Source organism: Bacilli bacterium (assembly GCA_036381315.1).
GTDB lineage: Bacteria > Bacillota > Bacilli > Paenibacillales > KCTC-25726 > DASVDB01.
Genome location: DASVDB010000020.1, coordinates 1 through 12,150, shown reverse-complemented (window position 1 = coordinate 12,150; position 12,150 = coordinate 1). Strand labels below are relative to the sequence as shown.

The window sequence follows — 12,150 nt, the reverse complement described above, 5'->3', positions numbered from 1 at the left end:
ATAAGCCGCAAGGAAGCATAGACGGCGCAACAAATAACGGCTCGTTATTTGTTGCGCGTCTTTGGTGAAACGACGAAAAGCGATGCGATCGATGGGAATGGGGTGAAACGTTGAGCAAACGCGATTATTACGAAGTTTTGGGGGTAGACCGTAAAGCCAGCGAGGAAGATATCAAGAAAGCGTATCGCAAATTGGCTCGGCAGTATCACCCGGACGTGAACAAAGCGGCGGACGCGGAAGAAAAATTTAAAGAAGTCAAAGAAGCGTATGAGGTGCTAAGCGATTCGCAGAAGCGGGCGCAATACGATCAATTCGGCCATGTCGACCCGAATCAGGGTATGGGCGGCATGGGAGGCATGGGCGGATTTGGCGGCGGGGATTTCGGCTTCGGCGATATATTCGATATGTTTTTCGGCGGCGGCGGGCAGCAGCGGCGAAATCCGAACGCGCCCAGGCGCGGCGCCGATTTGCAGTATTCCATGACGATTGAATTCAAGGAAGCCGTATTCGGCAAAGAAACCGAAATTCAAATTCCCCGGACGGAAACGTGCGACCGTTGCCACAGCACCGGAGCGCGGCCGGGAACGAAGCCGGAAGTCTGCTCGGTTTGCCGCGGTTCCGGACAGCAGGAAGTCGTGCAGAATACGGCGTTTGGCCGCATTGTCAATCGCCGGGTATGCCCGGCGTGCAGCGGACAGGGGAAAATCATTCGGGAAAAATGCGGCGATTGCCACGGCACGGGCAAAGTGAAACGCCACCGCAAGATCAAGGTGAATATTCCGGCGGGCGTCGACGAAGGCGCGCAACTGCGCATTTCCGGAGAAGGCGAAGCGGGAACGAACGGCGGCCCCCCGGGCGATTTGTATGTAGTCATTCGCGTGAAGCCGCATGATTTCTTTGAGCGCGAAGGCGACGACATCTATTGCGAAGTCCCGCTGACCTTTGCCCAAGCGGCGCTTGGCGACGAGATCGAGATCCCGACGCTTACGGAGAAGGTAAAGTTAAAAATTCCGGCGGGCACGCAAACCGGCACGTATTTTCGCTTGAAGGGCAAAGGAGTGCCGCGGTTGCGCGGCTATGGCCAAGGCGACCAGCATGTCAAGGTGGTCGTCGTCACGCCTACGCGTCTGAGCGAAGAACAGAAAGATTTGCTTCGCCAATTCGCGCAGATCAGCGGCGAGGATACGCATGAAAAATCGCAGAACATTTTTGAACGGATGAAAAAGGCGTTTCTCGGCGAATGAAAAACATCGCCCGATTAGCTTGCAAGCCGGGCGGTTGCGCAACCAAAGCATACCGGCGCCAGATCGGCGCATCATGACATCCAGCCTGCATGTCCCAGTTTGTCGGGACATTTGCAGGCTGGTTATTTTTGCTCCCGATCCGCCATCTGTAACCCGGTGAGTTTGCGCGCTTCGACCGTATGCAGGAAAACCTCCTGTTATTTTCGGCAAATTAACGCAAAAATGAAATTTTGCCGGAAAACTTCCCGCATAATTCGCCGAAATCTGCTAATAGCCGAAAAACCGCAAATTTATCAAGGAGTTTTTCCTACATAAGATCCGATAAACGGCTTTTCCATCATTTTTACCGGAGAATTTCCCGCATGCCAAGAGAATCCCGGCGCATTAATCGATGTAATGTTAATCGATGTAATCAAACGCCCCCCGAGTTAATTCATATCGGGCAATTCTTTTCCCGCCGCCATGAACAATTGGCTGCAGCCACCCTTTCCGGCATAGTTTCTTTAAAAGCAGTATCGCTGTTTTTTGGTCAATTTCAAAATGTCGGACCAGGTCAATCGGGCGAACAGGTTTAGCCATTTGAACCGCCAAGCGGACGACTTCTTTTTCCGCCAAAAGTGCGCGGGAAATCGGGGCATGACTTGGCAAGTAGCGGCTCATCACCATTTGCAAAAGCGTTATGCAAAGCTTTGGGCGCTGTTCGATATCGTCATATGCGAAAGAAATAACCTGAAAGCCCATCGCGTGCAAAAAGGTTTCCCGATTCAATTCATGGCAAAATTTTTGCCTGTCCATGTCCCGGACATGCGAGGCATATCCTTTAATTTCAATCACCAACCTTAGTTGCCCCGGCAACCAGGCGAAATCGGCGAAGTAGGGCCTCCCTCGCCAATCGGTCACTTCATATTCCGGATGCAGATCGCGGAAATTTCCCCGCAACGGCCACCACACATTTTTCAGAAAAAGCATCTCGCCATGTTGATGCCCCCTTTCCAGACGCCCGCGGCGTTCGCCCGTCCGTTTTTCCAGATGATGCCGGATAAATGCGGCATGAGCTTCCGCAAATTCCATCTTGCATCGCCTCCCCAAAAAAAATGAAAGAACGTCCTGTTCCGCATACATGCGGGAATAGGACGTTCTTCGCCACTATTCATTCATTATAAAAAAGTTGCGCTTAATGGACAATACGAATATCGATATGCAATGCTATCTCCTCATTCCCGCCCCGGCACATCGGCATCTCCACTAAATTATCCTCCTCTGTTCTGGATTGGATGCTCAATTTGCGGCGTTTTTCCCGGCCAGAAGGCAAAACGGCCAAGCAAAACGGTCAAAGCCGGCACCAGGAAAGGGCGAACAATAAATGTGTCAAGGATGACGCCGACAGCGGTAATAATCCCGAAATGAACGAGAATTTGAATCGGCAAAGAAGCAAGCACCGCGAACGTTCCGGCCAAAATAATGCCGGCGGAAGTGATTACGGAGCCGGTATGGGCGACGCCTTGCCGCACGGCTTGACGGAGCGGCACATGTCTGCTGTTTTTCCATATGCTCGACACCATAAAAATATTGTAGTCTTCCCCAAGCGCGACCAGAAACACAAAAGCGTACAAGGGAATGAACCCCTGAATTGCCTCCGCGCCCAGCAAGTAATGCACAATCAGCCAACCGAGCCCCAACGCGGAAAAATAAGACAACAGCACCGTCAATATCAAATAGATGGTCGCAGTAACCGAACGAAGATAGAAAAAGAGCAAAAGTGAAATCAAGACGATTATCACGGGAATAATCCGCTGCGCGTCATCGGACGAAACTTGGCGGATATCGTATTGGTTGGCGGTTTGTCCGCCTATCCACACTTTATGCGCCGCATCGCCGATGCCTGCCGCGGATACGGCGGCGGTCAGTTTTTCCCTGAGTTCGGGGATGCGGTCGATCGCATCGTTGGAAAAAGGGTTGAACTTCAGTTCAAGTTGGTAGGCCACTATGTCCGGGTTTTGCTTTCCATTTTGCGGACCGGATATTTTCGCAATATAATCCAGCTTTTGCAATGCGGTTTGAACGGAAATATCTTTCCCTTCGGTTTGGATCATCACTTTTACCGGCGCCAATTCGCCCTGGGAAAATTTGTCGCCGATCAGCGCAAAGCCTTCCCGGGATGGCATCGAGCTCGGAAACGCGGAAAACGTATCGTAGGTAAATTTCGTTTGGGCGGCGAACACGGCTAATCCGCCAAGCGCAATTACCGTAATGGCTGCCACGAGCAGCGGCTTTTGCACGATTTTGCCGCCCAATGCCATGCCGAATCGGTGCGGTTCTTTCAACTTTGGCGCCGGCTTGCCTTTGCGTGCGGCCCAATCGCGCGCCATTTCCGGAGTGCGCGGGATAAACGGGTAAAAAGATACGCGACCGAAAATGGCCAAAAGCGCGGGAACCAGCGTGAGGCTGGCCAGCACCATGACGAGCACCGCCAGTCCGAACGGAATCGCGAACCGGTGATAGAAGCCGAATTTGGCCAAAAGTAGCGTAAACATGGAGATGACGACCGTAATTCCGCTCATCGCGATTGCTCCGGAGACACCTTTCACGGATTGCAACAGCGCCGTTTTTATGCTCTTTTCCGCGCCCAGCGCCTGGCGAAAACGATTGATCAGAAACAAACAATAATCGGTACCGGCCCCAAACAATAAGACGGTCATGATCGATAATGCCTGCGAATCGACGTCGATTAAGCCTATCTCGGCCAGACGCCCAATGACCGGATTAACGACCCCATAGGCGAAACCGACAGCGACAAGCGGAATCAACGCAAGGATTGGCGAGCGGTAAATCAACAGCAGAATGATCAGGACAAGCAACACGGTCGCGATCAGCAAGGATACATCGGCGCGCTTGAACAAATCCTTGGCGTCAATGGAAATGCCCACCGGACCGGTAATTCTGGCGCTTAACGCGGCGGAATCGGAAATTTGGGCGGCAAACGGGTCGGAATTCAGCAAGGCAATTGTTTTCGTTTGAAATTGCCGCATACTGGCGTTAAGCTGATCCTCATCGGTGTTTTGTTGGAAAAATAACGGCATCACCAGCGTGCTTCCGTCGGAAGAAACTTGTTTTTGCAGCGCCGGCGCGGGCAATTTGTGCAAGGGAACGACAAAAGATTGACCGGTTAGCGGAGATTCCGTAAAATATTTGGCTACAGCCTGTATGGCGGCCAAATCGTCGCTTTGCAAGCCGTTTTCCCGGTGCCACACAATGAGCGCGGGCACGCCCGATTCATCCGGGAATTCCCGCTTTTCGACCGCCTCGGCCTGCACGGACGGCATTTTGTCGCTTAGACTGGCGGTATTGTCAATCACCAGGCTGTTGGCTTGCGGGAAAACGCTGTTCAATACGCCCGCCAATATGATCCATGCCAGCAAGGTAACCCATTTGCCGGCCTTGCCGGATACGAAGTCGTTTATTTGTTTTAGGATGGAAAGACTCATAAGTCGCCTCCCTATGTATGCTATAATGTGTTTAGATTTTAATTATATATACTGGAAGGTTAATTTTGCAACAAGGATGGATCTGATGATGCCGACAAATAAACATCGTATGCCCGGCAGGCCGAAAAAATCGGATAATGGGGATAGCCGCACAAGAGAACAAGTTTTGCGCAAAGCGTCCGCCGTGTTTATGGAGCTGGGCTTTGAACGGGTTTCGCTGGAGCGGATAGCCCGCGAATGCGGCGTTACCAAAGCGACGGTATATTATTATTTCGACAATAAAGCCAATCTTTTTACGCTTTCGGTTGTGCATACGTTGGAACGCGTGCGAAGCCATGTCCGCAATTTGCTGGAACAGGAAAAAAATCTGAAGGACAAGTTGGTTGATATTGCGGCGGAACGCATGAAGCACAAGCATGGAGATTTTGAAACTTTGCTGAAAGAAGCCAGTTTGCGTTTATCGAGCGAACAAATCGCGGAGATTCGCAAGGCGGAACTGGCCATTCATTTGGCTCTGGCAGACGCTTTGCAAGCCGCCATGGAGCGCGGGGCGCTTGCGCGGGAAAACCCGCTGCTATTGTCGCATGCGTTCAGCGCTTTGTGCATGTTGGGAAACAGCCGTTCTTTTCTTGAGGGGTATGCCACCCTTGAAGATGCCGCCTCAGCCATTGTGCGCGTATTCTGGAACGGCGCTGCGCAGCGCAACTGAAATCAGGCCAGCCAAAAAAATCAATGTTCCCCGAACCCTGCGCATGCCGAGTGAACGATCGGCACATGCAACGGGTTTTTATTGTGCCATAAATTTTGATTTCGGGCGCATATTCACTTATATATAGCGTATTAAATAATTTTTATTTCTTATATATTGCGTCATAATTAAATAAATGGTATAAAATATATAACAACAATCAGGAGGTGCGGAATGGGAGGAACTTTTGGCTTAAACGGCACCGGGAGAATCGGGCGGCTGCTGATCAGAAAAGCCTTTGCCCAAAAAACGCCGGAATTTGCGTTAACAGCAATCAATTCGATCCACCCCGCCAAAACGATTGCCCATCTGTTGAAATATGACAGCACGCATGGCAGGTGGCATGCCGACATTGCCGCGAACGATCGGCAAATCATGATTAACGGGCATGTCGTCGAAGTCGTGTGCGAGCATGATCCGGCGCGAATTCCGTGGCAAAAGCTGGGCGTCGACGTTGTAATTGACGCAACCGGAAAATTCACTTCCCGCAAAGACGCGGCGAAACATTTGGCTGCCGGGGCGTCCACCGTCATCGTCACGGCTCCCGGAAGCGACCTGGATCTTACCGTGGTAATGGGAGTCAATCAGCATCGGTATAAACCGCAACGGCACGCATTGCTATCCGCGGCGTCTTGCACGACAATATGCGCCGCTCCCGTGCTCGATATTTTGGATCAGGCTTTTCAGGTAAAAAACGGATGGCTGACAACCGTGCACGCGTTTACGAACGACCAGAATCATCTGGACAATCCGCACCGCGATTTGCGCCGGGCGCGATCGTGTTTCCATTCGATCATCCCGACGACCACGGGCATCGGGAAAGCGTTGACGGATGTGCTGCCGCATTTGGCGCCGGTGGTGCGGGGCGTGTCCATCAGGGTGCCGGTTCCCGATGTTTCCTTGATTGACCTTACCGTTCAAGTGAAAAAGAGCGTAACCAAAGAAGCGGCGGAGGCGGCTTTTCGCCAGGCGGCCGCGGCAAATTACGCCCGGTATGTCGCCTTAAGCGACGAACCCCTTGTGTCGACGGATTTTATCGGTTGCGAAAAATCGGCGGTTATTGACGGTCTTTCGCTCAATGCGGGCGGCGGCCTGGTGAAGGTTTTGGCCTGGTATGACAATGAGTGGGCTTACGCGTGCAGGGTTGCGGAATTGGCAAATTATGTTGCGGCGGCAACAAGAAAGGAGATGAAGGAAAATGGCGGCGACTGCCACGGGCGAAACGTTGTTGGGAACCGTCGTGTGCAAGTATTGTAATCACATTTTGGAAATGGTCGATACGGAAAAGGTGACGGTCATTTACGTCAGCTGCGAGCGGGAAAATTGCAAAGCCATTCGCGAAAAGGTAGGGGAAAACGTACATGAATGCTAGAAGAGTTGTTCATTTTCACGAAGGAAATGCGCGCATGAAACAGTTGCTGGGCGGCAAGGGAGCAAACCTGGCCGAAATGACCAACGCCGGTCTGCCGGTTCCTCCCGGTTTCACCGTGACGACGGATGCTTGCCGGGAATATTTCGCCGCGCATGAAACGATGCCGCCGCGTCTGTTCGCGGAAATAACCGAAGCGTTAAGCGCCCTGGAACAAGCAAGAGGCGAAACATTTGGCGGCGCAAACAACCCGCTGCTTGTTTCCGTCCGTTCCGGTTCGGTTACCTCCATGCCGGGGATGATGGATACGATACTTAATCTGGGCCTAAACGATGTAACGGTTGCCGGGCTGTCCGCCAAAACGCAAAATCCGCGCTTTGCATATGATTGTTACCGCCGGTTGATGCAGATGTTCGGCAATGTCGTGTTCGGCATCGATTCGCAGATATTTGAACAGCATGTGGCCAAGCTGAAGCAAACACACGGATTTGCCGCGGACCGCGAAGTAACGGCGGACGCCTGGAAAAGTCTCATCGCAACTTATAAATCGATTTTCCGCAAACAGGCGCAAACGGAATTTCCGCAGGATGTATTGAAGCAGTTGCATTTGGCCGTGGAAGCGGTATTCCGCAGTTGGAACAATCCGCGGGCAATCGTGTACAGAAAAGCGCAGCGCATCCCTGATGATCAGGGAACGGCGGTAAATATCCAGGCGATGGTGTTCGGGAATCTGGGCGAGGACTCCGGCACCGGCGTGCTGTTTACGCGCAACCCGGCAACGGGGGCCAATACGCTGTTTGGCGAATACTTGACCAACGCGCAGGGGGAAGACGTCGTGTCCGGCGCGCGGACGCCGCTTCAGATCAACCAATTGGCGCACGATATGCCGGATGTGTACCGCCAGCTGGCCGAAACCGCCCGGCGGCTGGAACTTCACTACCGGGACATGCAGGATATCGAGTTCACGGTGGAGCAAGGAAAACTGTATTTGCTGCAAACCAGAAGCGGCAAAAGGACGGCGCAGGCGGCCGTAAAAATTGCCGTGGATATGGCGTCAGACGGCATTATTCAGAAGCATGAAGCGCTGCAGCGCATTGAAGCCGAACATCTTGACCGATTGTTGCATCCGGCGATTGATCCGCAAGCGCAATTGGATGTGATCGCCAACGGGCTGCCGGCCTCGCCGGGCGCCGCGACGGGGCAAATCGTCTTTAGCGCGGATACGGCTGAAGCGTGGGCAAAACAGGGAAAAAAGACCATTCTGGCAAGTGTGGAGACAACACCGGAAGACATCCACGGCGTCATTGCCGCCGAAGGCGTGCTGACCGCGCGAGGCGGCATGACCAGCCATGCGGCGGTAGTCGCAAGAGGCATGGGAAAGCCTTGCGTCTGCGGGTGTGAAGATTTGCGCATCGACGAGGAACAAAAATCCGCCATGATCGGCAAGGTAGCCGTGTCGGAAGGAGACTGGATCACGATCGACGGCGCTTCCGGGCGGATCATCCGCGGCGCCGTCAACTTGCAACCGCCCGAGTTGTCGGCTGATTTGGCGAAATTATTGGCGTGGGCGGATGAAGTGCGCAGGCTGCGCGTTTACGCAAATGCGGACAATCCGGTTGACGCGGAGCGCGCCAGATCGTACGGCGCGGAAGGCATCGGCTTATGCCGAACGGAACATATGTTTATGTCGCCGCGGCGCGTGCCCGTCGTGCAGGAAATGTTCTTGGCGGAAACGGAACAAGAGCGCAAGGCGGCGCTTAATAAGCTTTTGCCAATGCAGCAGGCGGATTTTGTGGGCATTTTCACGGCTATGAGCGGGTTGCCTGTCACGATTCGGCTGCTGGACCCGCCGCTGCATGAATTTTTGCCGAATTTGCCGGAATTGCTGCTCAGGCGTCAGCGTCTGGAACTGGAAAATCGGCAATCTGCGGAAATCGCGCAACTCGACAATATGATCCGCAAGGTGCGGAACCTGGTTGAGGCAAACCCGATGCTCGGCCACCGGGGGTGCCGATTGGGCATTATTTTCCCGGAAATCTACGATATGCAGGTGGAGGCTATTTTTAATGCGGCCCTCATTTGTCTGGATCAAGGCATAGAAGTTGCGCCGGAAATTATGATCCCGCTCGTCGGCCACGCCAACGAATTGGCGATGTTGCGCAAATTGGTCGAAACAACGGCGGAACAAGTGCTCCGCAATCGCAAACACGAGTGCCGTTTCCGTGTCGGCACGATGATCGAAGTGCCCCGGGCGGCCTTGACCGCGGACAAAATTGCCGCACATGCCGACTTTTTCTCCTTCGGCACGAACGATTTGACGCAAATGACGTTCGGATACAGCCGCGATGATGCCGAAGGAAAGTTTTTGCCGCAATATGTCGAACGCAACATATTGGCGGAAAATCCGTTTCGCGTGCTGGACCACGAAGGCGTTGGGCTGCTGGTTAAATGGGCGGTGCAAAAAGGGCGCGAAACAAAACCCGGGCTTAGAACCGGTATTTGCGGGGAACATGGCGGGGAAAAAGAGTCCATTGCTTTCTGCCACCGCGCCGGCCTTGATTATGTCAGTTGCTCGCCGTTTCGGGTGCCGTTCGCCAAAATCGCCGCGGCGCAAGCGGCATTGGCGGAACAGCAAAGCGCACTGGCCAAAAAAGCGAAACAGCTGGCTTGAAAAAAACATTGCAAACAAACGGCATGTTTGCCGAACGTTCCGGGAGTCGCGACGGCTCCCGGTATTTGTTGGGCGAAAGGCATGGCGATCGTTGGAATAATTTTGCCGGATGATCAAAACCTATAAACAGACTCATTTTAGAAAGGGGCGAACAATATATGCCGAAACAACGCGGCAACGAAGCAGCAAGGCGCCATTTGCCAATCGCCAAAAAAGAAGATGTGGAATTTTCCCTTGTAGCCGCGGATGAGGACGATATAGAAGCTTTGGCGCGGGCCACTGAAGCGGAGCAAAGAGCGGAAAAGCGATAAAAAAAGGTGGATGAGATGGCGGAAAAAAATATTTTGGCCTATTTTAATACCCCCGAAGAGGCGGAGGCGGTTAAGCGCAAACTGGAGTCGCTGCGCGCGTCCGCATTGTCCATCCGCAAAGTTGCCAAATTTCCCGGCGACGGGGTAGAGCGGATCATGAATCCGATAACCGGCGACATCCCCAGCCTGGCAAGCCTGACATTGGCTGCGGATATCACGAACAAAAGCGCCGGAATTTTAACGGCGGCGGATGCGGGCGCCAGCGGAATGAGCGACGGGGGACAGGGAATGCCGACGGGACGCAATATTTTGTTGACGGCGGTCATTGCCGAGGAGCATTTTCATCAGGCGCTGCGCGTCATTGAAGCGGGGGGAGGAAAAATATGAACGGGGAAAATTTGCGGGCAAAAGCGTCTTCGCCAACTTGGCAAGACGCTTTTTATTTTCACTTTAGGCAGACTTGTAGTAAAATGAATTGCATGAAATTTTACTGTGCTGCAATTTTGGAGGATTGGCATGAAATGGGTTGAATTGACTGTCCACACTACAACAGAAGCGGTGGAAGCGGTATCACATTTTCTGCACGAACTGGGAGCGGGCGGCGTCTCCATCGAAGAAGCGGAAATTCCCGGAAAACGGCAAGCGGAAGATAAAACCGTATGGTACGAGCTTCCCGAAAATAACATACCTGCGGGACAGGCGATTCTCTCCGCGTATTTTGCGGAATCGGCGGAAGTGCTGAGGATCAAAGAGCGACTGCGGCGGTTTCTCGAATCTTTGGCCGATTGCGGAATTGATCGGGGAAGCGGACGCATCGAAACGAACGAAGTCGATGATCAGGACTGGGCAAACGCCTGGAAAGAATACTACAAACCCGTTCGCATTTCCGACCGGATCGTGATCAAGCCTACCTGGGAGGATTATACCCCGCGGAAAAATGATTTGGTCATAGAATTGGATCCCGGCATGGCTTTTGGCACCGGAACGCACGCATCGACGGCGTTATGTTTGCGCATGCTGGAAAAAACGCAGACCGGCGGCGAACGCGTCATCGACGTCGGTACGGGATCGGGCATTTTGGCGATTGCCGCGGCAAAACTTGGCGCTAAACGGGTGCTGGCCATCGACGTGGACCCTGTCGCCGTTTCCAGCGCTTGTGAAAATATCGGGGCGAACGGGCTGAGCGACCGGATTGTTGTCTGCGAAGGCGATTTGTTGAACGTTTTGACGCGAGAGGGCGCCGCCAATCCGAGCGATTTTGCGCCGGCGGACATTATTGTGGCCAATTTGCTTGCCGGCATCATCATCTCATTTGCCGCCGATGCGGCGCGGGCGCTTGCCGATGGCGGCGTATTGATCGCTTCCGGCATCATTGAACGGAAAGAAAACGAAGTCGCGCAGGCGTTGGCGGACGCCGGATTGCGCATCGTCCGCCGCATGGCGGAAGGCGAATGGGTCGCGCTTTCGGCGCGCAAACAATAGGCGGGTGAACGGTTTGAATTTGGACGATTTATTTGCTTTTCCGCTCGACGTATTTCCTTTTGTGTTTTTGGCGTTGGCTGCCGCGTTTTCGGTTCATGAATGTTCCCATGCCTGGTTTGCCTGGAAATTCGGCGACGATACCGCGAAAAATCAAGGCAGGGTCACCCTGAATCCGCGCAGGCACCTGGATGTGTTCGGCACGATTCTAATTTTTATCGCCGGATTCGGCTGGGCAAAACCGGTGCCGGTCATGCGCTCCAAGTTCAAATACCCCAGATTGATGGGGATCATTGTTTCCGCGGCCGGGCCGCTAAGCAATTTGCTCTTGGCCTTTGTCGCCCTTTTGCTGTGGTACGTGCTGCTTTCCTTCGGTTTTAATCCGGAAACGTCGCGGGTGAACGAAGCGATTCACGTGCAATTCAATATATTGATCAGTTTGAATCTGATTTTGTTCATTTTCAACTTAATTCCCGTGCCGCCGCTGGACGGCTATCGCATCATCGCAGACATTGTGCCGCAGCAAACGCGGGCTAGGCTTTCACAAATCGAACATTGGGGCGTATTTATCTTTCTTTTGCTGGTGTTCATCCCGCCTTTGCGCAGAATAACCATCGATCCGCTGTTTTCGCTGCAGATTGATCTGTACCAGGGAATGGTAAAACTGATATTAAAGCTTTTTGGAGCATGGGGCTAGGAAAGGATGGCCAAACGATGCAGCGCTATTTTGTGGCTTCCGGACAATTTGGGGACAATTGTGTTACGGTAGTCGGCGAAGACGCGCGCCATATTGCCCGGGTAATGCGCTTTCGCCCCGGCGAGCGAATCATCTGCTGTGACGGA

12 protein-coding genes are annotated in these 12,150 nt (G+C 53.2%); 10 read left to right on the top strand and 2 right to left on the bottom strand.

Annotated features, from left to right (window positions below; all coding sequences use genetic code 11):
• Positions 1 to 110 precede the first annotated feature (110 nt).
• Complete coding sequence (dnaJ, locus tag VF260_01570) at positions 111 to 1,244, top strand: molecular chaperone DnaJ (GenBank protein ID HEX7055871.1); 1,134 nt, start codon at positions 111 to 113, stop codon at positions 1,242 to 1,244.
• 399 nt (positions 1,245 to 1,643) lie between these two features.
• Here the strand turns inward: dnaJ and VF260_01565 are convergent, their stop codons facing one another.
• The gene (locus VF260_01565; GenBank protein HEX7055870.1) at positions 1,644 to 2,315 is read right to left on the bottom strand and encodes a DUF559 domain-containing protein; all 672 of its coding nucleotides are present in this window, start codon (positions 2,313 to 2,315) and stop codon (positions 1,644 to 1,646) included.
• Positions 2,316 to 2,494: 179 nt separating this feature from the next.
• Positions 2,495 to 4,729, bottom strand: a complete 2,235-nt coding sequence (locus VF260_01560) for an MMPL family transporter (GenBank protein ID HEX7055869.1) — start codon at positions 4,727 to 4,729, stop codon at positions 2,495 to 2,497.
• 85 nt (positions 4,730 to 4,814) lie between these two features.
• On the opposite strand from VF260_01560, the gene VF260_01555 reads away from it, so the two are divergent.
• From VF260_01555 to VF260_01515, 9 genes are all read left to right on the top strand, one after another.
• Positions 4,815 to 5,438 (top strand): TetR/AcrR family transcriptional regulator, encoded by a 624-nt coding sequence (locus VF260_01555; GenBank protein HEX7055868.1) that lies wholly within the window; start codon positions 4,815 to 4,817, stop codon positions 5,436 to 5,438.
• Positions 5,439 to 5,651: 213 nt separating this feature from the next.
• Complete coding sequence (gene gap, locus VF260_01550; protein HEX7055867.1) at positions 5,652 to 6,734, top strand: type I glyceraldehyde-3-phosphate dehydrogenase; 1,083 nt, start codon at positions 5,652 to 5,654, stop codon at positions 6,732 to 6,734.
• On the top strand, positions 6,676 to 6,849 hold the full coding sequence (locus VF260_01545) for a GapA-binding peptide SR1P (protein ID HEX7055866.1): 174 nt from the start codon (positions 6,676 to 6,678) through the stop codon (positions 6,847 to 6,849). Before gap ends, VF260_01545 begins: the two co-directional genes overlap by 59 nt.
• Entirely contained in the window at positions 6,839 to 9,517 is a 2,679-nt protein-coding gene (gene ppdK, locus VF260_01540) for a pyruvate, phosphate dikinase (protein HEX7055865.1), read from the top strand. Before VF260_01545 ends, ppdK begins: the two co-directional genes overlap by 11 nt.
• Before the next feature lie 158 nt (positions 9,518 to 9,675).
• A complete protein-coding gene (locus VF260_01535; GenBank protein ID HEX7055864.1) occupies positions 9,676 to 9,828 on the top strand; it encodes a YfhD family protein in 153 nt (50 codons plus the stop codon).
• Positions 9,829 to 9,843: 15 nt separating this feature from the next.
• Positions 9,844 to 10,215 (top strand): hypothetical protein, encoded by a 372-nt coding sequence (locus VF260_01530; GenBank protein HEX7055863.1) that lies wholly within the window; start codon positions 9,844 to 9,846, stop codon positions 10,213 to 10,215.
• A 129-nt stretch (positions 10,216 to 10,344) separates the two neighbouring features.
• Entirely contained in the window at positions 10,345 to 11,310 is a 966-nt protein-coding gene (gene prmA / locus VF260_01525; GenBank protein ID HEX7055862.1) for a 50S ribosomal protein L11 methyltransferase, read from the top strand.
• Between the two features lie 13 nt (positions 11,311 to 11,323).
• On the top strand, positions 11,324 to 12,004 hold the full coding sequence (locus tag VF260_01520) for a site-2 protease family protein (protein HEX7055861.1): 681 nt from the start codon (positions 11,324 to 11,326) through the stop codon (positions 12,002 to 12,004).
• Positions 11,995 to 12,150: RNA methyltransferase PUA domain-containing protein (locus VF260_01515; GenBank protein HEX7055860.1), on the top strand; the 156-nt coding region annotated here is incomplete at its 3' end. The genes VF260_01520 and VF260_01515, both read left to right, overlap by 10 nt.

Coding starts and splice junctions, on each gene's coding strand:
- VF260_01545 (HEX7055866.1), top strand. CDS start 6,676: ATGGCGGCGACTGCCACGGGCGAAACGTTGTTGGGAACCGTCGTGTGC.
- VF260_01555 (HEX7055868.1), top strand. CDS start 4,815: ATGATGCCGACAAATAAACATCGTATGCCCGGCAGGCCGAAAAAATCG.
- VF260_01560 (HEX7055869.1), bottom strand. CDS start 4,729: ATGAGTCTTTCCATCCTAAAACAAATAAACGACTTCGTATCCGGCAAG.
- prmA (HEX7055862.1), top strand. CDS start 10,345: ATGAAATGGGTTGAATTGACTGTCCACACTACAACAGAAGCGGTGGAA.
- gap (HEX7055867.1), top strand. CDS start 5,652: ATGGGAGGAACTTTTGGCTTAAACGGCACCGGGAGAATCGGGCGGCTG.
- ppdK (HEX7055865.1), top strand. CDS start 6,839: ATGAATGCTAGAAGAGTTGTTCATTTTCACGAAGGAAATGCGCGCATG.
- VF260_01565 (HEX7055870.1), bottom strand. CDS start 2,315: ATGGAATTTGCGGAAGCTCATGCCGCATTTATCCGGCATCATCTGGAA.
- VF260_01535 (HEX7055864.1), top strand. CDS start 9,676: ATGCCGAAACAACGCGGCAACGAAGCAGCAAGGCGCCATTTGCCAATC.
- VF260_01530 (HEX7055863.1), top strand. CDS start 9,844: ATGGCGGAAAAAAATATTTTGGCCTATTTTAATACCCCCGAAGAGGCG.